22 protein-coding genes are annotated in these 20566 nt (G+C 70.2%); 14 read left to right on the forward strand and 8 right to left on the reverse strand.

Annotated elements, in window-relative coordinates; all coding sequences use genetic code 11:
- The first annotated feature begins 201 nt into the window (after positions 1-201).
- Both HUX53_RS28860 and HUX53_RS28865 read left to right on the forward strand, forming a co-directional pair.
- Complete coding sequence (locus HUX53_RS28860) at positions 202-1638, forward strand: protein kinase (RefSeq protein ID WP_309237485.1); 1437 nt, start codon at positions 202-204, stop codon at positions 1636-1638.
- A 131-nt stretch (positions 1639-1769) separates the two neighbouring features.
- A complete protein-coding gene (locus tag HUX53_RS28865) occupies positions 1770-2849 on the forward strand; it encodes an epoxide hydrolase family protein (protein WP_176406371.1) in 1080 nt (359 codons plus the stop codon).
- Between the two features lie 191 nt (positions 2850-3040).
- On the opposite strand, the gene HUX53_RS28870 is transcribed toward HUX53_RS28865, so the two are convergent.
- The 4 genes from HUX53_RS28870 to HUX53_RS28885 form a co-directional block, all read right to left on the reverse strand.
- Positions 3041-4240: a helix-turn-helix transcriptional regulator gene (locus HUX53_RS28870; protein ID WP_176406372.1), complete on the reverse strand. Its 1200-nt coding sequence runs from the start codon at positions 4238-4240 to the stop codon at positions 3041-3043.
- A gap of 180 nt (positions 4241-4420) precedes the next feature.
- The gene (locus HUX53_RS28875; protein ID WP_176406373.1) at positions 4421-4576 is read right to left on the reverse strand and encodes a hypothetical protein; all 156 of its coding nucleotides are present in this window, start codon (positions 4574-4576) and stop codon (positions 4421-4423) included.
- 32 nt (positions 4577-4608) lie between these two features.
- The gene (locus HUX53_RS28880; RefSeq protein WP_176406374.1) at positions 4609-5103 is read right to left on the reverse strand and encodes an NUDIX hydrolase; all 495 of its coding nucleotides are present in this window, start codon (positions 5101-5103) and stop codon (positions 4609-4611) included.
- A complete protein-coding gene (locus HUX53_RS28885) occupies positions 5100-5831 on the reverse strand; it encodes an XRE family transcriptional regulator (RefSeq protein ID WP_217920038.1) in 732 nt (243 codons plus the stop codon). The genes HUX53_RS28880 and HUX53_RS28885 overlap by 4 nt, the downstream gene beginning before the upstream one ends.
- 190 nt (positions 5832-6021) lie before the next feature.
- Between HUX53_RS28885 and HUX53_RS28890 the strand changes: the two genes are divergently transcribed.
- From HUX53_RS28890 to HUX53_RS28900, 3 genes are read left to right on the forward strand one after another with little or no spacing between them, the layout of a single operon-like run.
- Positions 6022-6429, forward strand: a complete 408-nt coding sequence (locus HUX53_RS28890; protein ID WP_176406375.1) for a hypothetical protein — start codon at positions 6022-6024, stop codon at positions 6427-6429.
- On the forward strand, positions 6429-6677 hold the full coding sequence (locus HUX53_RS28895) for a hypothetical protein (protein ID WP_176406376.1): 249 nt from the start codon (positions 6429-6431) through the stop codon (positions 6675-6677). The genes HUX53_RS28890 and HUX53_RS28895 overlap by 1 nt, the downstream gene beginning before the upstream one ends.
- A 16-nt stretch (positions 6678-6693) precedes the next feature.
- Entirely contained in the window at positions 6694-6978 is a 285-nt protein-coding gene (locus HUX53_RS28900) for a hypothetical protein (RefSeq protein WP_176406377.1), read from the forward strand.
- A gap of 293 nt (positions 6979-7271) precedes the next feature.
- Here HUX53_RS28900 and HUX53_RS28905 read toward each other — a convergent pair whose 3' ends face one another.
- Both HUX53_RS28905 and HUX53_RS28910 read right to left on the reverse strand, forming a co-directional pair.
- Positions 7272-7595: a type II toxin-antitoxin system PemK/MazF family toxin gene (locus HUX53_RS28905; RefSeq protein WP_309237486.1), complete on the reverse strand. Its 324-nt coding sequence runs from the start codon at positions 7593-7595 to the stop codon at positions 7272-7274.
- The gene (locus HUX53_RS28910; RefSeq protein WP_176406336.1) at positions 7592-7900 is read right to left on the reverse strand and encodes a molecular chaperone GrpE; all 309 of its coding nucleotides are present in this window, start codon (positions 7898-7900) and stop codon (positions 7592-7594) included. The genes HUX53_RS28905 and HUX53_RS28910 overlap by 4 nt, the downstream gene beginning before the upstream one ends.
- 34 nt (positions 7901-7934) lie before the next feature.
- Between HUX53_RS28910 and HUX53_RS28915 the strand changes: the two genes are divergently transcribed.
- Positions 7935-8360 carry a phosphotransferase family protein gene (locus HUX53_RS28915; RefSeq protein WP_217920039.1) on the forward strand — a complete coding sequence of 142 codons (426 nt, stop codon included), beginning with the start codon at positions 7935-7937 and terminating at the stop codon, positions 8358-8360.
- A gap of 51 nt (positions 8361-8411) precedes the next feature.
- Here the strand turns inward: HUX53_RS28915 and HUX53_RS28920 are convergent, their stop codons facing one another.
- Positions 8412-9737, reverse strand: a complete 1326-nt coding sequence (locus tag HUX53_RS28920; RefSeq protein WP_217920040.1) for a hypothetical protein — start codon at positions 9735-9737, stop codon at positions 8412-8414.
- Between the two features lie 176 nt (positions 9738-9913).
- On the opposite strand from HUX53_RS28920, the gene HUX53_RS28925 reads away from it, so the two are divergent.
- The 6 genes from HUX53_RS28925 to HUX53_RS28950 all read left to right on the forward strand — a co-directional run bounded on the left by HUX53_RS28925 (position 9914) and on the right by HUX53_RS28950 (position 16191).
- A complete protein-coding gene (locus HUX53_RS28925) occupies positions 9914-11101 on the forward strand; it encodes a sensor histidine kinase (protein ID WP_176406379.1) in 1188 nt (395 codons plus the stop codon).
- A 52-nt stretch (positions 11102-11153) separates the two neighbouring features.
- A complete protein-coding gene (locus tag HUX53_RS28930) occupies positions 11154-11921 on the forward strand; it encodes a LytTR family DNA-binding domain-containing protein (RefSeq protein ID WP_176406380.1) in 768 nt (255 codons plus the stop codon).
- 44 nt (positions 11922-11965) lie between these two features.
- On the forward strand, positions 11966-12337 hold the full coding sequence (locus HUX53_RS28935; RefSeq protein WP_309237487.1) for a DUF485 domain-containing protein: 372 nt from the start codon (positions 11966-11968) through the stop codon (positions 12335-12337).
- Positions 12334-14064 carry a cation acetate symporter gene (locus HUX53_RS28940; protein ID WP_176406381.1) on the forward strand — a complete coding sequence of 577 codons (1731 nt, stop codon included), beginning with the start codon at positions 12334-12336 and terminating at the stop codon, positions 14062-14064. Before HUX53_RS28935 ends, HUX53_RS28940 begins: the two co-directional genes overlap by 4 nt.
- A 157-nt stretch (positions 14065-14221) precedes the next feature.
- A complete protein-coding gene (locus tag HUX53_RS28945) occupies positions 14222-14584 on the forward strand; it encodes a DUF485 domain-containing protein (RefSeq protein ID WP_176406382.1) in 363 nt (120 codons plus the stop codon).
- Positions 14581-16191, forward strand: a complete 1611-nt coding sequence (locus tag HUX53_RS28950; RefSeq protein ID WP_176406383.1) for a cation acetate symporter — start codon at positions 14581-14583, stop codon at positions 16189-16191. Before HUX53_RS28945 ends, HUX53_RS28950 begins: the two co-directional genes overlap by 4 nt.
- 93 nt (positions 16192-16284) lie before the next feature.
- Here HUX53_RS28950 and HUX53_RS28955 read toward each other — a convergent pair whose 3' ends face one another.
- On the reverse strand, positions 16285-17277 hold the full coding sequence (locus HUX53_RS28955) for a hypothetical protein (RefSeq protein ID WP_176406384.1): 993 nt from the start codon (positions 17275-17277) through the stop codon (positions 16285-16287).
- A gap of 213 nt (positions 17278-17490) precedes the next feature.
- Between HUX53_RS28955 and HUX53_RS28960 the strand changes: the two genes are divergently transcribed.
- Together HUX53_RS28960 and HUX53_RS28965 are read left to right on the forward strand one after the other, a co-directional pair.
- The gene (locus tag HUX53_RS28960) at positions 17491-19083 is read left to right on the forward strand and encodes a hypothetical protein (RefSeq protein ID WP_176406385.1); all 1593 of its coding nucleotides are present in this window, start codon (positions 17491-17493) and stop codon (positions 19081-19083) included.
- Between the two features lie 161 nt (positions 19084-19244).
- A complete protein-coding gene (locus HUX53_RS28965) occupies positions 19245-20402 on the forward strand; it encodes a MoxR family ATPase (RefSeq protein WP_176406386.1) in 1158 nt (385 codons plus the stop codon).
- The last annotated feature ends 164 nt before the right edge of the window (positions 20403-20566 follow it).

Below are 20566 nucleotides of genomic sequence, written 5' to 3' on the forward strand. Positions count from 1 at the left end.
GCACGACCCCGGCCGGGCGTCCCGCTGCGTCAGTTGCCGCACGTCCTCAGAGCATCGCCCTGGTCGAAGAAGCCGGGCGCGGTGGATTCAGGCTCAGCCTCGAACGGTCCTGCAGCGTGCCCGTTCCGGAAAGCCGGCAACAAGATCCTCAAGCCGCCCGAGTCGATATGATCGCCTGCCCGGGGGACATAGGAGGGGTTCGTGGCGGAGCGGACGGACTTGCCGCCCACGGATCCGGAGTCGGTCGGCCCGTATCGCCTCGAGTACCGGCTGGGCGGCGGCGGGCAGGGGACGGTCTACCTCGGCGCCGCGAGCACCGGCGAACCCGTGGCGGTCAAGCTGCTGCACCCGCATCTCGTGGGCAACGACGAGGCGCGGACGCGGTTCGTCCGCGAGATGCAGATCGCCGAGCGGGTGGCGCCGTTCTGCACCGCGCAGGTGCTCGACAGCGGCGTCGTGGACGGCCGCCCCTACATCGCCAGCGAATTCGTGGACGGACCGTCGCTGCAGGAGTCGGTGCGCGAGACCGGCCCGCGCGGCGGGGCGGCGCTGGAACGGCTGGCGGTCAACACCGTGACGGCGCTGGCCGCGATCCACCGGGCCGAGGTGGTTCACCGCGACTTCAAGCCGGGCAACGTCCTGCTCGGCCCGGACGGTCCGGTCGTCATCGACTTCGGCATCGCCCGCGCCCTGGACCTCAGCCAGTCGATCATCACCAGCCAGGCGGTCGGCACCCCCGGCTACATGGCGCCCGAGCAGATCAGGGAGGACGGGACCGGCCCCGAGGCCGACCTGTTCGCCTGGGCCGCGACCATGGTCTTCGCCGCGACCGGCGAGCGCCCGTTCCGGGGCGGCTCGATCCCGGCGGTGATGCAGGCGATCCTGCAGGACGAACCGGTGCTGGACGGGCTGCGCGAGCCGCTCCGCACGATCGTCCGCGAATGCCTGGCCAAGGACCCGTCCCAACGTCCCACCGCCGCCGACGTCGGCGACCGCCTCCGCGCCCTCCCGCCCCCCGCCTGGGAGACCAAGGGCTCCGCCCCGACCAACCCGGACCAACCGACGGAATCGCGCCGGAAACGGGGCGGCCGCCGACGTCCACTCCTGTTCGGCGCCATCGCGGCGTCCATCATGGGCCTCGCGGGCGCCGCCTACCTCCTGCTCCCGTCCGACGGCGACGACAGGACGTCCGGGGCGCCCGCGACCCCGGAGGCCGCGAGAGTTTCCGGTACCCCGGCGAACACCGAATCCCCGGCGAGGCCGAGCGCGTCAGCGAGCGGCGAGCGCAGCCCGGCCCCCAGCACTTCGAAGACGCCGACGACCGGAGACCAGGACGCGCCCGGTAAGCCACCGGACGGTTCGGGCGGTCGCGTACCCCGGACGACCGCGCCCGCAACCGGAGGAGAGAAGAAGGAAACGCCCTCCGGCCCGAAGACACTGGGAACCATCTCGGCGAGCGATGGCACCCGCTACTGCAAATCTCGCGGATACTCCGGCGCCGTGCACGAGTACAACGGCAACTACTCGTGCTACGGCGCCGCCGGCAGGACCACGGTCACCCTGACCGAGCTCTGCCGTTGGAAGTATCCGAGCCGGCCGAACGTCAAGGCCGACGGCACCACCTGCAAGTCCTACTGACCCCTCGCAGTCGAGGTCGCCCGCCCCCATCGGCCTCCCACCGGCACACGCCAACTTGTTGGTCGAGCCAACAAACTCCTATCATTGGTATGGCCAACGTTGGCTCTGTCAACAACATGGAGGTTGAGACCATGATCAAGCCGTTCCGCATCGACATCCCCCAGGCCGACCTCGACGACCTGAACGACCGCCTCGCCCGCACCCGCTGGCCCAACGAGGTCGCCGACGCCGGCTGGGACTACGGCTTCCCGCTGGCGCGCCTCAAGGAACTGGCCGAGTACTGGCGCACCGGCTACGACTGGCGGAAACAAGAGGCCGAGCTCAACAAGCTCCCGCACTTCACCACCGAGATCGAGGGCCAGAACGTCCACTTCGTCCACGTCCGCTCTTCGAACCCGGACGCCCTCGCGCTGGTCCTCACCCACGGCTGGCCCGGTTCGTTCCTGGAGTTCCTGGACGTGATCGAGCCGCTGTCGCGCGACTTCCACCTGGTGATCCCGTCCATCCCGGGTTACGGCTTCTCCGGCCCGACCCACGAACGCGGCTGGGACATCGTCCGGATCGCCCGAGCCTGGGCCGAACTGATGCGCCGCCTCGGCTACGAGCGCTACGGCGCGCAGGGCGGCGACTTCGGCTCGGGCATCTCAACGGCGCTCGGCGCAGTGGCCCCCGAACAAGTCGTAGGAGTGCACGTCAACTATCTCCCGACCTGCCCAGACCCGGAAGTCGAACTGTCCGAATCTGACGAAATCCGCCTGGACAAGATCAGAAAACTGATGGCGAACCGCCCCCCGTACCAGGCCCTGCAGGCAGCCACCCCACAAACCATCGGCTACGCCCTAACCGACTCCCCAGTCGGCCAGCTGGCCTGGATCGCCGAGCGCTTCGCCCAATGGACGGACCCGCGCTCCCAGATCAGCGACGACCGCATGCTCACCGACATCTCCCTCTACTGGCTGACCGCCACCGCCGCCTCCTCGGCCCGCCTCCACCACGACGCCCCGCGCCGAACCGAGCCCTGCCCCGTCCCGCTAGGCGTCGCAGTGTTCGCCCACGACATCACCCAGTCGGTGCGCCCCCTAGCCGAACGCCTCTACAACATCAGGCACTGGTCAGAGTTCGACCGAGGCGGCCACTTCGCCGCCATGGAGGTCCCCGACCTCCTCGCCAACGACATCCGCCACTTCTTCCTCACCCAGACCGCCCAGTAAGCAAACCCAGCGAAAGGCCATGGGGCGCGGTACATCATGTGCGCAGCCCAGCGGGAGCGGGCGACGCCCACCACCGCACGGGACGGGCACGAGATCCAGGATGAACCAGCGGCGGGACGGCCTCAGCGACCCGGCGAGGCCGGGCCCGTCACCGTCGTGTCGGCCATGGCGACGGCCGCCTCGCGGACGGCCTATCCGATGCCCGGGCCGGGACCCTGCCGGGACGGTGCACACAGCTCACGGTACGCCTCGTGCAGTTCGGCGGCTTCCGGTACGTCTCGCGCATCCGCGGCCGTGATTACCTGCGTCACACGCCAGTAGTGCGAGGGCACCAGCCGGCCGCTCTGCACCGCCTCCAACGCGGAGTGCGCGGCCTGCCCGGGCTGATCCGCCGCGAGCAGAGCGAGCGCCAGGTCGAGCCGCGCGGACGCCGCCCGGCGGGGCCGCGCCGGGCCGGAGGGACGCTCCAACCGTGCCAGGATTCCCCGCGCGTATGATTCGGCCGCCGGGTCCCCCACCCATGCGAGCGTGGTCGCCGTGTACGCCTCGCGCTTGGTCGGGTCGTACCGGTAGTGGTGCTCCGGCCGGTCGGGCTGTGCAAGGGGCTCCACGAGCCGATCCACCCGCGCGAGGGCGTCGCGCGTCTCCGGGCCGGCGCCGAGCCGCGCCCACGCCCGGCCTTCCTGTGCGGTCGCCTGGATGAAAGCCGACGACGTGCGGGGCGCGACCTCCTGCGCTCCCCGCGCCAGCCGGACAGCCTCCCGGGGGTTCCCGTCGGTGAGCTGCTGCCACGCGCGGGTCTCCAGCGTCCACGCGAGGATTTCCGGGTGGTCGGCGTGCTCGGCGAGCTGCGCAGCGGTCCGCAGCCGCACGGCGGCGACGAGGTTCTCGCCCAGGTCAATGTCGCAGGTCGCGGCGAGCAGCGACAGCCAGCCGCCGATCACAGTCAGGCGGCGCCGCTCGGCGAGCGTCATGCGCACGTCCATGAGCGCGGACACGTAGCCGAGGTGCCGCCTGATCCGGGACAGCAGGTCGGGCGGCGGGGTCAGCGCATAAGCGGACGCCAGCTCGTCCACCGCCATCTCCAGTGCCACGAGCGTCTCATCCCCGACGTCGCTGGCGGCGACGCGACGAGCCAGCTCCATCGCCTCGATCTCCTCCCCGATGCCGCCCCCACGCGCGGACGGCACCGCAGGACGCAGCGCGGCGAGGTCGCCACCGGCGTCGAGCAACTCGTCCAGGCGCGCGGCCAGTTTGGGCGAAGGACGCTTGCGGTCGTTGGCGACGCGCGACAGGAAGCCGTCATCACAGGGGACGAGCCGCGCGAGCTTGCGCTGACTGATCTCCCGCTCCGCCATCAGCTGACGAAGCCTCTCACCAAAGGTGGCCATCACCTCACCCGTTTCGCCCCGGGGGCAGCACGCAGTGCGTTCCACGCTAATGCCGAAGGCGGTCGGCTGAAGTGCGAAAGCTGCCGCAGGACACGAAGAGGGCCCCGGGGCCAGCGGGCGAACGCCGGTGGTTCCGGGGCCTTGGCCCGATGAGAGGTCGGCCCCTGCCGGGCGTACTGCTTAGGCCGCGTCCAGGACGCGATGCACGTCCTCAGCCAGGTCGGTGACCGCTGACGGCGCACCGGCGCGCATGATGCGGAGGGTCACCCTGCGAAGAAGGTTCGCCGTCCGCCCCGACCCCACGTCGCCCACGTCCCCGGCGACCTCGGCCAGCACCGGCTGTGGGGTGGGGGTGAAAGGTGCGGGCGCTAGTCCACGTGGGGAACGGTGCCGATGAGGCCGTGGCGGATGCGTCGTCGTAGCGCGGGGTGGATCTCGTAGCCATCAAGGTCGCCCGGATCCACCCACCGCACCTCGGACGCCTCGTCCGTCGTCCTTGGGTTTCCGTCGACCGGCCGGGCGTGGAGGCATACGTTCACGGGCTGCCGCACCTCGTCCACGCGGTTGTCCTTGATGTACTCGATGACGTGATCCGGCGTGGTGAACACGCCGACCAGATCAAGTGTCTCGATCTCCACGCCGGTCTCCTCGCGGCATTCCCGCACGGCGCACTCGCGGATCGTCTCGCCCCTCTTCAGCCCGCCGGTCGGGATCGTCCAAAGGTCGTTGTCAGTGCGTCGCAGCAGCAGCACCCGCCCGGCGTCGTCGCGCACCAGTGCGGAGGCGGACGGCTTACGCGATGTGGGCTCTGGCGCGTCCGGGTCGTGCCAGTGATCGACGCGCCGGGTGCTCTTCCGGCTCATCCGGCCTCTCCGTCCAGCGGTCGGGCCGACGCCCATACACGCTCGAAGCTTTCCAGGTAGGTGTTGAAGTACGCGCCGCCCACCCGCCGGATGTGATGCACCGGCGTATAGGCGGCGAGGATCCCGTACACATGACTGTTGACGATCATTTCGTCGTCGAATCGATAGATCGAGTTGTACAGCGGCGTGTCGTGCAGCCGGATCTCGGCCGACCCGGCCAGGGGCCGGTAGTAGGTCAGCACTGCGGCGACCCGCCCGGCGACGCCGCCGCCAATGGCCTTCTCAGCATCCCGCGCTGCGAGTTGGGTGCCCTGCGGATCGCCGATCAGGAGCCGTACCCGGGCACCGGCCTCGGCACGGGCCCGTAGCAGGGGAAGCCAGTCGGGATGCTCCTCACTCAGGAACAGGCCCGCGTAGGCGAGGTAGTCGACGTTGCGGTCGGCCTGCCTCAGCAGTTCCGTCCACAGGTGCTTGGGGACGTCCTGGCGGCGCGGCCAGGTCGCGACCAGTTCCGCTCCGTTGAGGGACGCCTTGTCGACCGCGCCGGGCCACAGGTAGGACTCGTCCTCCTGCAGGATCGCGGCGACCCGGTAGCGGGTTCGCGGGTAGGGGACGCTCGTCTCGGCAAGCCACCGTTCGACGCTCTTGGCGCTGACTTCAGACGCTTCGGCGAGCCCCACGACGTCGTAGCCGCGGCCGAGCATCGCGCGCCGCAATCGCTCGTTCATGCGGTGAGCATGCCATCTAGCGACGCTTAGCGACATCGTTATGACGGATAGATGTCTGTAGATGTCTAGCAGTGTCATCGCCGTGGGTGATGGTCTCCGCACATTCTGTGTCGCAGGACACGGAGACGGCCCCGGCCGGCGGGCGAACGCCGGTGGTTCCGGGGCCTTGGCCCGATGAGAGGTCGGACCCATGAATGAGGCTAGCCCGTCCGCACTGGACATCGGCGAACTCGCCGCCGAGTTTCCCGGCTGGACGATCGAACTCGTCCAAGACTCTCCCTTGTGGCGGGCCTCCCGCGACATGGCCCCGCCCCTGGCGATCGCCGCCAACTCGCTCGCCGAACTACGGGCCCTGCTGGACGAGGCCGACCGGCTCGACTGCCGCCGCACGACCAACGCGCTCGCGGTCCTGCGCGAGTACGGCGTGATCGCGCAGCCGTGCGGGCAGGCCGTCGTCGCCGAACCACCGGGCGGCGTCCGCCGCACGATCGTGGCCGGGCGCGGCCTTTACGAGTGGACGTCCGGCGTGCTGATCGGCCTGGTCGGCGACGTGTCCGAGGCCGCCGAGCGAGTGCTGCGCGGGCTGCGGGAGTCGTGATGCCGAACCGTGTGACCTGCTGGTACGGGAAGGCCACGGGTAGCTGGTGGGCGCTGGCCCGTGACAGCGCCGGACGATGGCGGCTGGTCGAGGCCGCCTCCCAAGCCGACCTCGGCCGCCGCCTGACCGAACTCGGCGCATACGGCGACGCGGCCCCGCCTGGGTTCGCCGCGCCTTCGCGTCCCGCGGACCCGCCCCTCCGTCCCATCGCCGCGCGGAACCCCTCGCCGCGCCACCACTACCACTGACACGGGAGCCGCGCCGATGCGAGACATGTTCGGGCCTGCCGAGAAGCTGCACGCGGCCGTTCGGCGGCGCGCTCCGCAGGTCGCTGCTGCGGTCGTGCTGGACGAGGAGGCGGGGCTGCGCCGGGTGCGTGTCACCTACCGCGACGCCGGCCCCTACCTCGTCGGCTGGGACGGCACCACCTACGAGTGGCGCTCGGGACCCGCCTCGGGGCTGCCGCTGCCCACCGACCCCGAACGAGCCGCCGACTCGATCGCGGCCGCACTCGGCGCGCTCGTGCCGAAGGAGCCGCCCGCCCCCTAGAACCGGAACGGCGCGGCCGATGGACGCCCTCCGATCCCGGCCGCGTCGCCCCTCCACAACCCGCCACGCTGCGGGAATCGGCTCCGCATCCCAGGTAAAGCGCGCGACTGGGGCGCGGTAACAACCACGGAGCGCGCAGGAGGTTCTCATGACCATCACCCATGAACGGGCGACCACGACTGCCACCAAGGATCCCCGCGACCTGGTCCTGCCCGAGCAGTTCCAGACCATGGTCGACAGCACGGGCGGACTCCCTCAACTTCAGAGAGTCCACCCGTGCCGACCAAGAGTGGTCACAGGGCCAGGGCGTGCTTCAGTGCCCGGCCGACGTCCATCATTGTGGGAATTGACAGCGCCCCTAGGTCGGCGACGATCTGGTCTCGGTACAGGGGGCCGAGGTCGTCGCAGTTGACGTATCCGGCGAGCGGGTCACCAGCACGCAAGGGCGCCCAGGAAGGCAGATCGCGGCGAGTGGTCGTGATCCGCGCGACCAGGCAATCACCGATGGCGTTGTTGCGGGCGTTGTTGGAGACGACCAGCCACGGCTTGAGCCCGAAACCGAGGTCGGCGCGATAGACCCGGCCGCGGACGGGGACGATGTTGGGGGCGGCGTTCACGCTCTCGTCCCACCATCCGCCTCGCTGTCACGGTCCCAGCCACGACGGGCGGTGCGGTAAGCGCGGTCCTCGTCGTCCATCTCGGCCGCCCACGCCGCGTACCCGGTGGCCGCCACCTGTTGAGTGACGGCCTCCCGTCCTGCATGGACCAATGCGGCAAGGACCTCCGCGTCGGAGGCGTCCGCGTCCAGTTCTTGGCCGGTGAGCTGCGCCAGGGCTTGGCGCTCGGGGCTGGCGGGAGCGTGCATGCGCTCCAGAGTGGCCACGTCCTCGGGCCCCATGGGGACACTCTTACGAACACTCATGCAGCCAAGTATACAGCAGGATACGCAGCAAATTATGCTGCATAAAGTGCTGCGCTGCTGGAAGGGCTGCGAGCGGGTCGAACGGCGGTGGGAGGGGATGGGCGACGTCGCTGGGCTGGCCGGTCGTACGCTGTTGCACGCCGACCTGAACCCCGCCAACGTGCTGCTCGCTGAGGACGGTACGGCGTATGTGGTGGATTGGGCGTTTGCCGGACGTGGTGCCGCGTTTCTGGAGATGGCGCTGCTCGTCCCCTGGCTGTTGAAGGCGGGGCACAGTCCGGCCGAGGCGGAGCGCTGGGTCGCGCGGTTCCCCGCCTGGGCGGCCGCAGATCCTGTCGACATCGATCTGTTCGCTCGCGTCTTTGCCGACAAATGGCGAGCCAACCTTGTCGGCAATGGGGCGGATTGGGCGGTCGAACATGCCGCTGCGGCGTGGGAGTGGGCCGTGTATCGGGGGTGAGATGGGGACGCCCGGCCGGAGGGGACCGGCCGGGCGTTGTTGTTGGGTGGGTTATTGGGGGATGACTGAGTAGACCATTCGTTTGCCCGGGTGTTCGCCGACCGTCCACAGGGTGCCCAGGGTGGGGGTCGTCGGGGTGCCGTTCGGCCAGTAGGAGAGGTCTTCGGGGCCGATGCTCAACGATTGGCTGCCGGCGATTTTCAGGGTGGTGGTCGAGGACGTTGCCTTTTCCGTGGTGTAGAGGGTGCCGGCGCCGGTCTTGCCGTGGCTGCGGCTGAGGTACCAGCGGCCATTGAAGCGGGTCGCGCCCTGGACGTTGCTGTCCGGGAGTTTGTGGGCCGCGTCCGCGTTCCAGCGGTAGGACGTGTTCATGATCAGGTTGTTGTTGCCGTCGAAGGCGCCGGCGATGGGCCAGGCGGCGACGCGGCCGTTGGTCGGCTTGTCGCCGGCGCAGTACTCGCCGGCGAGGAGGTGGTCGGTGCCGCTGCGGTCGAGGGAGGTGTAGGAGAAGTTCGGCGAGCCGTCCGACGTGGTGCATTTGGTGCCGGTCGAGGCGGTGTGCGTCCAGGAGCCGATCTGCGGCATGACGTAGCGGTAGCCGTAGCCGTAGTAGGTGCCCGAGTGGTAGCCGATCAGGTGGTCGCCGCTGGTTGTGCCGTTCTCGGCCGCGCCGAGGTCGAAAATGCGGCGCATGTCGAACATCCGGAAGCCGCGTGCGGTGTCGGCGACGAAGAGGTAGTTGCCGTACCAGATGATGCCGCCGGCGTGCAGGGACGTGGTGTAAGAACTGTTCGAGCTGTCCTGCGAGACCCTTACGGCGTCGTAGTCGATGATGCCGCTCTTCTCCTGCGGATACACCAGGAGGACGTGGCGGTAGGCGCCGGTGTTCGGGTTCATGAAGCTGACCCGGACGCCCTTGACCATGCCGTCGGAATTGTTGTTGTGGTCGTACCAGCTGACGAGGACGGGCTGGTAACCGTCGCCCCATTCCTGGTCAGCCTGCATGTCGGCGACGGTCGTGACGCCTTGCGGATACCACTGGGTGGTGGCGTTGTCGCCGTCGTTGAAGCAGGCGCTCTGCGCGATCCGGACGGCGCTGCCGCCCGCGATGGCGCCCGGTTCGCAGGCTTCGGCGATGCCGGCGGGATCGTCATCGTCCCGCCGGTTCAGATCGTTCATGATGTTGGTGACGGTCGCCTTCTTCAACGGAAGGGCGTCCGCCCGGTCCTGCAGCGCGGTGCCGTAGGCGTTGGGACGGAGCTGGAAGTTCGACAGCGTCAGCACGTCCGCGGAGGCGGGGGCCTGGAGGGCGGCCACCACGGGGATCGAGAGGGACAGGGCGGTCAGCGGTGCCAGCACAAGGCGGTGCCAGGTCATGCACACTCCTCCGACGAGCCGGGGGTCCCGGCAGGCTCGGGAGCTTGGGAGCGGCCCGCCGGGATCTTTCCTGACAGGCCGTCCAAAGTGTCATGATCGACCGAATTCGTCCAACCGTGTCGGGAAGTGAGTGATCAGGTTCACATTTCGTGATCGGGGCGGCATAGGTTTGCCGGATGGACGTGGTGGTGGCCGTCGCCCTGACGCTGATGGTGACGTGGGTTCCGGCGCTGCTGTGGTGGCGGCGGCAGGGGCGGGGCGGTGACCTGGGCGGGCCCGCGCGGCGGGCGACGTTCGAGATGCTGCACACGGCTTCGCGGGCCGCGCCCGCGTTCCGGGCCGGGCTGACCGAGCAGGGCGCGCAGAAGGCGGCGCGGCACCTGCGGGCGCTGCTCGACTGCCGCGCGGTCGCCATTACGGACGGGGAGAAGCTGCTGGCCTGGGACGGCGAGCACGATCACCATGCGGCGGAGGGGCTCGCGCACGCCGAGGTCACGCTGGGGAACGGGCGCACGCAGGTTCATGATGTGGGCTGCGACCGGATCGACTGTCTCATCCGGCGGGTCGTGGTGGTTCCGCTGGCGACTGACGATCGGGTGGTCGGGACGCTCGCGGCGTATGGGGAGGACGTTCCAGCCGGGCTGATCCGTGCGGCCGAAGAAGTCGCGCAGTGGGTCGATGCCCAGTTGGAGCTTGCCGAGCTGGATCATTCGCGGGCGTTGTTGATGGAGGCGGAGATGCGGGCGCTGCGGGCGCAGATCTCGCCGCATTTCATCTACAACTCGCTGACCACGATCGCGTCGTTCGTCCGGTCGGATCCGGAAAGGGCGCGGGAGTTGCTGCTGGAGTTCGCCGGGTTCACGCGGTACTCGTTCCGGCGGCATGGGGACTTCACGACCTTGGCCGAGGAATTGCGGTCGATCGATCGGTATTTGCTGTTGCAGCGCGCTCGGTTCGGAGAAGAGCTACGGGTCACCTTGCGGATTGCGCCTGAGGTGCTGCCTGTGGCCGTGCCGTTTTTGTGCTTGCAGCCGCTTGTGGAGAACGCCGTCCGGCATGGGCTCCAGGACAGGTCGGAGCCCGGCCTCATCACGATCATCGCGGAGGACGCCGGGTCCGACTGCGTCATCAGCGTCGAGGACGACGGGATCGGCATGGACCCCGAGGAGGTCCGGCAGCTGCTCGCGGGGGAGCGGCGCACCCCGGCCGCGGACGAGGCCGGGATCGGGCTCGCCAACGTGGACGACCGGCTCCGGCAGGTGTACGGGGACGAGTACGGGCTCGTCGTCGAGACCGGTCCGGGCGCCGGGACGAAGGTCATCGTGCGTGTCCCCAAGTACCGGCCGGGCGTCACCGCCTCTTGACTGTCCCGGCTCCGCCTACTGGAATGTGGCGACGGGACGGGGAAAGGACGATGTGGTGGGCCTGCGTGTCCTTGCGGTGGACGACGAGGCGCCCGCGCTGGACGACCTCGTCCATCTGCTGCGCGCCGACCCGCGGATCGGCGAGATCCACACCGCCCGGGACGGCGCCGCCGCGCTGCGCAAGCTCGACCGGGCCCTCGCGGACGGCCGGCCCGTCGCCGCCGTCTTCCTCGACATCCGGATGCCCGGCCTGGACGGCACCGTGCTCGGCCGCGTCCTCGCCCAGTTCGCCCGCGCCCCGCAGATCGTCTTCGTCACCGCGTACGAGGGGCACGCCGTCGACGCGTTCGAGATCAAGGCGACCGACTACATCCTGAAGCCGGTGCGCCCGGAGCGGCTCGGGCTGGCGATCACGCGGGTGACCGAGGCGGCGGAGGAGGCCGGCTGGGCGGACGCCGCCGCCGACCCGGCACCGTCCGAGCCCGAGCCGATGCCCGTCGAACTGGGCGGAGTGACCCGGTTCGTCACCCCGGCCGAGGTGCTGTACGTCGAGGCGCAGGGCGACTACGCGCGGCTGCACACCTCCGGCGGCAGCCATCTGGTGCGCATCCCGCTGAACGCGCTGAGCGAGCGGTGGACCGGCGCCGGGTTCGTCCGGGTGCACCGCAGCCACCTGGTCGCGCTGTCGGCGATCAAGGAGCTGCGGCTCGACTCGGGACGCTGCACGATCGTCGTCGGCGACGCCGAGCTGCCGGTGGCGCGGCGGCACGTGCGGGAGCTGCGCGACCTGCTGGTGCGGCGGGCGAGGAGATCGTCCTGAGCCCGGCGGAGGAGCCGCGAGAGGTCGCGCCCGGCCGGACGCTGGTGACCGGGCCGCGGACCCGGACCGTCCGGCGGCCCCGCTACCCGGTGACCCGGGAGATCGACGAGCAGACCGGGCTCGGCGAGGCGTACATGCGGTCGCTGCTGCGCACCCAGCTGCGGCTCGCCGTCCGGCTCTGCCTGGTGCTCGCCATCGTGGTGCTCGGGCTGCCGCTGCTGTTCGCGCTGGTCCCCGACGTGCGCGCGCGGGAGGTGTTCGGGCTGCCGCTGCCGTGGGTGCTGCTCGGCGGGCTGATCTACCCGTGGTTCGTCGTCTGCGGCTGGTGGTACGTCCGGCAGGCCGAACGCAACGAGGACGACTTCGCCGACCTCGTCGACCGCGACCTCGTCGACCGCACCGAGGACCGGTCGTGAATGCCGCCTACGGGCTGGCGGGCGTCCTGCTGGTCGTCGTCGCCACCGTCCTGATCGGCGTGCTCGGCGTGCGCATCTCCCGCACGACGTCCGACTTCTATGTGGCGTCGCGGACGGTCACGCCCCTGCGGAACGCGTCCGCGATCGGCGGCGAGTATCTGTCGGCGGCCTCGTTCCTCGGCATCGCGGGCCTGATCCTGGCGTACGGCGCCGACATGCTGTGGCTTCCGGTCGGCTGGACGGGCGGGTACTTAGTCCTTCTCGTCCTGGTTTCGGCGCCGCTGCGCCGCTCCGGGGCGTACACGCTGCCCGACTTCGCCGAGGCGCGGCTGGAGTCGATGGCCGTGCGGCGCGTCGCCAGCGTCCTCGTCGTGCTGATCAGCTGGCTGTACCTGCTGCCCCAGTTCCAGAGCGCCGGGCTGGTGCTCCGCACGGTGACGGGCGCGCCGGTGTGGACGGGCGGCGTGCTGGTCGCGGTCGTCGTCGCCGCGAACGTGCTGGGCGGCGGCATGCGCAGCGTCACGCTCGTCCAGGCGTTCCAGTACTGGATGAAGCTGACCGCGCTGGCCGTCCCGCTGGTCTTCCTGCTGCTGGCGTGGCGGGGCGACGGCGCGCCCGGCCTGTCGTCGGACGCCCCGCCGCGGTTCGGCGACCGGACGACCGTCGCGGTGGGCGTCGCCGTCACGGTGAACATCACCGCGCCCGTCCAGGTTGTCGTGGACGGGAAGGTCGACGGGCACCACTACCCGGGTGTCCCGCTCACCCTCAACGCCGGGCCGCACAGGATCAACGAGAACACGTCCATCACCTTCCCGGCCGGGGCGGACGTCCCGCATGTCAGCGGACGTCCGGTCACCACCGACCGAGAATGGGCGATGCCGCTGGACGGGCGTGAGCATTCCCTGTACGCGACGTATTCGCTGATCCTCGCCACGTTCCTGGGCACGATGGGGCTTCCGCACGTTCTCGTCCGCTTCTACACCAACCCGGATGGACGGGCCGCGCGGCGCACGACCGTGATGGTGCTGTCGCTGCTCGGCGCCTTCTACCTGCTGCCCGCGCTGTACGGCGTGCTCGGACGCCTCTACACACCCGAGCTGCTGATGACCGGACGAGCGGACGCCGTCGTCCTCACCCTGCCCGGACGGCTGATCGGCGGGCTCGGCGGCGACCTCCTCGGCGCGCTGGTCACCGGCGGCGCGGTCGCGGCGTTCCTGTCGACGTCGTCCGGTATCACTGTGTCTGTCGCGGGTGTCCTCGCTCAGGACATCTTGCGCGGCGGCGTCAGGTCGTTCCGCGTGGCGACGCTGCTCGCCCTCGTCGTACCGCTCGCCTTGGCCATCGCGGCCCGTTCCCTCGCCGTCGCGGACGTGGTCGGGCTCGCGTTCGCCGTCGCCGCGTCCACCTTCTGCCCGCTGCTCGTCCTCGGCGTGTGGTGGCGCCGGCTCACCGTCCCGGGCGCGCTCGCCGGGCTCGTCGCCGGCGGCGTGCTCGCGGGCACGGCCGTCATCGTGACGATCGCCGCCGGGCCGCCGTCCGGGCTCACCGGCGCCCTGCTCGCCCAGCCCGCCGCCTGGACGGTCCCGATCGCGTTCACCGTCATGATCGTCGTGTCACTGTGCACGCAGCGCCGGGTGCCGCCGGGCGTCGCCCGGATGATGGTGCGCCTGCACACTCCGGAGTCGCTGAACGTCGACCGGGGCACCTGGCGGCCCCGCCGCGTGTGACCGTTCATCGCGCCAGACCGACCGTTCACCGACGGGTTCAGCATCCCGCCGAGGATGAACGGCACCTGACCGCAGCCTTGCCGCCGACCCCTCGTCCCCTCCGAGCTGGCTCTTTACGGTGGCGCGTGATTGGCGTCACAAAAGAGGAGGGGCGGTCGTGTCCGTCGATAAGAACGCCGCCGGCACCGTCTATGAACGGTTCCAGGGCACCGAGGAGTTCCAGGAACTCCGCCGCAGATTCCGCAGATTCGCATTCCCCATGACCGCCGCGTTCCTCAGCTGGTACCTGCTCTACGTCGTGCTGTCGGGGTGGGCGCGCGACTTCATGGGCACCGAGCTGTTCGGCTCCATCAACATCGCGCTCGTCTTCGGGCTGCTGCAGTTCGTGTCCACGTTCGGCATCGCGTACCTGTACTCGCGGCACGCCGAGCGCCGCCTCGACCCGATGGCCGACAAGCTGCGCGACGAGATCCTCGCCGAGGCCGCCCCGGTCGCGGAGAACGCGGAGGACGCCCGATGAGCAACGAGACCCTGTCGATCATCCTGTTCATCGTGTTCGTGGCGGCCACCCTCGGGATCACCGTGTGGGCCAGCCGCAACACCAAGAACGCCACCGACTTCTACGCCGGCGGACGGTCGTTCTCCGGCGCGCAGAACGGCCTCGCGATCGGCGGCGACTACATGTCCGCCGCGTCGTTCCTCGGCATCGCCGGGCTCATCGCGCTGTACGGCTATGACGGCTTCCTGTACTCGATCGGGTTCCTCGTCGCGTGGCTCGTCGCGCTGCTGCTGGTCGCGGAGCTGCTGCGGAACTCCGGCCGGTTCACGATGGCGGACGTGCTGGCGTTCCGGATGAGCCCGCGTCCCGTCCGCACCGCGGCCGGCGTCTCCACCATCGTCGTGTCGATCTTCTACCTGCTCGCGCAGATGGTCGGCGCCGGCGCCCTGGTCTCGCTGCTGTTCGGCTTCACCAGCGACTTCGCGAAGGGCGCGACGATCGCGCTGGTCGGCGTCCTGATGATCATCTACGTGGTGTTCGGCGGGATGAAGGGCACCACCTGGGTGCAGATCGTCAAGGCCGTCCTGCTGATGACCGGCGCGGCCCTGATCACCCTGCTGGTGCTCGGCAAGTTCGGCTTCAACCTCTCCTCGCTGCTGAACGACGCCGCCGAGCAGAGCGGCAAGGGCGAGAAGTTCCTGGAGCCCGGCCAGCGCTACGCCACCGAGGACTCCGGCCTCACCGGCAAGCTCGACCTGATCAGCCTCGGCCTCGCGCTCGTCCTCGGCACCGCCGGGCTGCCGCACATCCTGATCCGCTTCTACACCGTCCCCACCGCCCGCGACGCCCGCAAGTCCGTCATGTGGGGCATCGGCCTCATCGGGGTGTTCTACCTCTTCACCCTGGTGCTCGGCTTCGGCGCCGCCGCCCTCGTCGGCTCCGAGGAGATCTCGAAGGTCAACGCGGCCGGCAACACCGCGGCGCCGCAGCTCGCCGAACGCATCGGCGAGATCGTCTTCGGCGAGGCCGGCGGCACGATCCTGCTCGCGGTCATCGCCGCCGTCGCGTTCGCGACCATCCTCGCGGTCGTCGCCGGTCTGACGCTCGCCTCGTCCTCGTCCTTCGCCCACGACCTGTACGCGCACGTGTTCCGCAGGGGCAAGGCCACCGAGCGGGACGAGGTCCGCGTCGCCCGCATCTCCGCGCTGGTGATCGGGGCCGTCTCCATCGTCCTCGGCATCTACGCGCAGCGCCTCAACGTCGCGTTCCTCGTCGCCCTCGCGTTCGCGGTCGCCGCGTCCGGGAACCTGCCCGCGATCCTCTACAGCCTGTTCTGGAAGAGGTTCAACACCGCCGGCGCCACCTCCGCCATCTACGGCGGCCTCGGCGCCGCGATCTTCTTCGTGGCGTTCTCCCCGGTCGTGTCCGGCGACGAGAAGGCGCTGTTCACCGACCACGACTGGAGCTGGTTCCCGCTCAGCAACCCGGGCCTGCTGTCCATTCCGATCGGCTTCCTGTGCGGCTTCCTCGGGACGATCCTCAGCAAGGAGTACAACGCGGAGAAGTACGCCGAGATCGAGGTCCGCTCCCTCACCGGCGCGGGCGCCGAAGCGGCGACGAAGGACTAGACCCGCCGCGCGGGCGACCGTCGCCCGGTCCCGCGCGGCCCGCGGCGCCGTCCCACCCCACCCCACGGGACGGGGCCGCACCATGCCCAGAACTCAGTGCGCGCCTCCGGTCAGCCGCGCCACCGTCTCGTCCAACGCCTGAACCTCCACCGACTTACCGGCGTAAGCGTGAACGAGGGCGAGGAACTCCTCCAGTCCGCCGGGGAACTGCAGGCACGTCCGGACGATCGAGTGGGTGTCCAGGTGGGGCTGGGCGCGGCGCGGAATGCGGATGGCGATCTCCTTGCGCAGGTCGTCCACGATCTGCTGCCGACCCTCGGCCGTCGTCAGCAGCGGGATGTCCATGAGCCGTTCCACGATCTCGAAGAGGGCTGGCAGACCGGCGCCCTCCGCCTGCTCCGGCCGCCCGCGCGCCGTGAGATCGGGGGCCACCGGGGCGGCACCCGTCGCGACCGGCGCCGACGTCGGCGCCGGCGCCGTGGGAGAGGCGGTGCGGATGCAGAGCCACGCCTTGGTGTCGGTCTCCTTGAGGCGCACGTCGATCGGACGGAACTCGGTGGGATCGATGGCGCCGCGGCCCTCCTGGATCACCGCGCGGTAGAACTCGTCGGACGCGAGGACCCCCAGTTCGGCCGGCGTCTCGGCGAGTGCCTCCTTGAAGGACGGCGCGTCCAGGAGCCGGTTCACGTGGTTGACCGTGGTGCCGACGATGCCCTTGTCGTCCGATTCCAGTTGCCCGCTGTGCAGCGCGACCCGCAGGCGCATCCGGGCGTGCTCGGCGGTGAGCCCGTTGTGCCTGCGCAGGGCGCCGCGCAGGTGGTCGGGCAGCGGATGTGCGAGCCCGGCCGGGTCGTACGACGGCGGCAGCACGACGATGACCCCGTCGCCGCGATCCTCCGTGTAGCACCCTTCGAACGGCAGCCCGGCCGCGTCGAAACAGGTCCGGAGGCCGTCGTAGAGGACGGTTCGCAGATGGCTCTGGACGTGGTCCGGGCGTTTTCCGAAACTGATGATGTCGCAGACGAAGATCGTGCAATGGCCGGACGGGGTCCAGCCGGTCCCCGCTGCGCCGGAGCCGTTCCGCATGACCTTTGCTGCCCCTCGAAGGTTGGATTGCTCCAACTGTGCACGCACGGCGCACGCCCCGGCAAGTGGTACGCCGGCCGACCGCGGCATGCGAATAGGCACCCTAGCGGTTGTGTGGTAAATCCCATTGTGTCCTGCGACGCAGAACAGCCGGGCGGGTGCGACCTACATTGACCGGCGGAACGGCCTTGGGCGGGAAGGCGGTAACGGCGCATGGCGGACGACGAGACGAGGTCGCCGGCCCTGGTGCCGCCGGCGGCACCGTCGCTGGGGCACGCGCAGGAGCAGGTCCGGGTGGAACTGACCACCGCGGAGATCGTCGACCTGCTCACGGACGTGTCGAACATGCGGGAGGCGACCGGCCGCGCCATCGTCGTCGACTACATCAGCGAGCAGGTGCGCGCACCGCTGCTGCTGCCGGATCTGCCCCAGCCGAAGTACTACCTCTACCACCTCGTGCACGCGTGCAAGGAGATCCCCGACGGGTTGCAGGTGCTGGTCCACGCGGTCGAGTTCGTCGCCGGGCAGACCGCGGCCGTCGCGCGGCTGAAGCGCATGCTGAGCCCAGTCCGCGCCCATCTGGAGCCGGTCGTCGAGACCCAGGTCGAGGATCTGCTGACCGGCCTGCGAGTTCCGTCCCTCACCCGGCTCTACGTGGCCGCCACCGGAAACAGCATCGCCACCGTCCCGTTCCGCCTCACCGACGCCTGGGACGCGTTCTCGGCCCTTCTCGACCACAACACGGCGCCCGGGAAACCCTCACCGCACCTGATATTCGTCGCGATGCTGCTGCAGACCATGCAGACCCGGCAGTCCGCGGACAACGCCAGTACCGAGGAGGCATGGCGGCTCAAACGGCTGCGCGAGTGGATGACGATGCAGACCGAGCAGTTGCGGGGTGGCGGAAACGTCGCCCAGGCCGATTACCTCGACCGTATGCGGGACCGTTCCGGAGTCCTCGCGGCACGCGACGACAAGCCCATCTACCTCATCATCCAGCTCGAACCGCTGCCGGAACTCGTCGAGGGCCGGGTGATGTGCCGGCTGTCGCACTGGCGGCAGGTGCATCCGCTCGAATGGCGGCCCGAGCCGGGGGAGGACCAGGTCGTCCCGCTGGACGCGGTGCCCGAGCACGTCGGCGCCCTGATCCACGAGGCCGAGCGAGGCTGGGCCTACGAACTCGACGACTCTCTCGTGTTGGAGTTCGTCCTGCCGCTGGACATGATCAACCTCGGTGTGGACCAGTGGACGCGCGACGACCCGGAGATGCCGGACCCGACGCCGCTGGGTGCGGAGTACGAGATCCTCGTCCGGAGCCAGGAGCGGCTGCGGGCGCTCAGCTTCCACCGCGCGTGGCGCCAGCGCTGGCAGGTGCTGGTCGACGCCGTCGACGGCCTTGCGTACTTGGCGACCGCGGCGGAGCCAGCCCATCCGCGTCCGATGGGCGACCGGCTGCTGAGCAGCCGCGAGATCGTCGCGTGCGTGCTGAGCGGCCCGCCCGACCGCGAGCCCGGCCGCACCGAGCTGTGGAAATCGCTGCGCGCGGGGATTCCCGTGGTGCTCTGGCACCGGGCGGACGAGCCGCCGCCCGAAGTGCGGGAGGCGGTGCGGCGGGTCATCGACCGCCCCGACATCAGGGACCTGCCCGGCGACATCAAGCGGCTGCGCGGAAACGCGCCGCCGGCCGATGACCGTAATGGTCATTCCGCACTCGCGGTGACCCTCCTTTGGGATGATCCGAATCACTTCTTGGACGATGTCCGTGCGCTGCGCGCTCCGGTACCACGAACGCGACAGTCGATGTGATGGCCGACAAATGGCCAGTAATGGTAACTATGTTCGCGAAAACCTTGCGGAGCGTCCGGCTCGCGGGGATTCTGGACGTAGGGTGGCCTGCGCCGGTTCTCTGCCCGAGATCGAGTATTCGTCGCAAAGCTCATAAGCCACACTAGAAGGGGACATCGTCGATGGCCGCTGACGAGCCGCCCGAGGTCCCTCGCCCTCGCGACGCCGCTCTGCCCGCCGACCCGGCGGGCGGTGCCCGGAACGACCGTGCCGCATGGTGGATCTACCGCGGCAACGGGCGTCCCCTGCCGGCCGGGCGGTTCGCTGCGGCACTGCCCCCGCCGCCCCCGTGGCGCGCCTTCGACGGCGGGCCGCCGCTCCCGTCCCCGCCCGGCGACGAGCGCGACCTCGTTCGCCGGCTCGGCCCCGTGGAGGGCACCCGGCCCCGCCTCGCCGCTCCCGCGGAGGTCGGCGCCGTCAACGCGGCACTGTTTCTGCGGCGGCCGCTTCTGGTCACCGGTGAGCCGGGCGTCGGCAAGTCGACGCTCGCCTACCGGATCACCCGGGAGCTGGGGCTCGGCCGGGTGCTGCGCTGGCCGATCAGCAGCCGGAGCACCCTGCGCGAGGGGCTCTACGAGTACGACGCGATAGGGCGGGCGCAGGACGCCGCGACGGCCCGCCGGGCGCCCGCGGAGGGGGCCGGCGAGGCGCCGGACGCGGCCGGTGATCCGGGCTCCGCCGCGCTGACCGACGCCGGACTGGGCCATTACCTGCAGCTCGGCCCGCTGGGCACCGCGCTGCTGCCCTATGAACTGCCGCGCGTCCTGCTCATCGATGAACTCGACAAAAGCGACATAGACCTACCGAATGACCTTCTCGACGTATTCGAGGAGGGTGAATACGGAATCGCCGAGCTTTTCCGCGTCAGCGCCCGCGAGCCCGAGGTGACGGTGCAGACCGCGGACCCGGACGGTACCGCCGGCATCGTGCGGGGCAGGGTGCGCTGCCGGGCGTTTCCGATCGTGATCATTACGAGCAACGGGGAGCGCGAGTTTCCCCCGGCATTCCTGCGCCGGTGCCTGCAGTTCCACATGAAAGAGCCCGATGAGAAGCGTCTCGCCGATATGGTGGCAGCGCACTTCGCCGAGCGGTCCGATGAACGCACCCGGCGGCTGATCCGCAGTTTCCTGGAGCACCGCAGCAGCCAGCGGGGGCTCGCCGCGGACCAGCTGCTCAACGCCGTCTACCTCGCGACCTCCGGCGCGCGGGATCCGGACACCGACTGGGAACGGCTCCTCGACCTCATCTGGCAACGGTTGGAAGTGGCGGCCCCTGAGTGAGCGGACGGATCGGAGACCCAGCGGCGCGCGGCGCGGGACGTTCCGACGCCCCCGCCGGCCGTCCCGCATGGCACGAGGTCTCCGACGCCGTCTGGCTGGCCGCCCAGATGAGCGCCGCCGCCCGCGCCGCGGACGGGCAGGGCGCCGCGGCGGACCGCCGCGCG

This window comes from Actinomadura sp. BRA 177 (assembly GCF_013372625.1).
Taxonomy (GTDB): Bacteria; Actinomycetota; Actinomycetes; order Streptosporangiales; family Streptosporangiaceae; genus Spirillospora.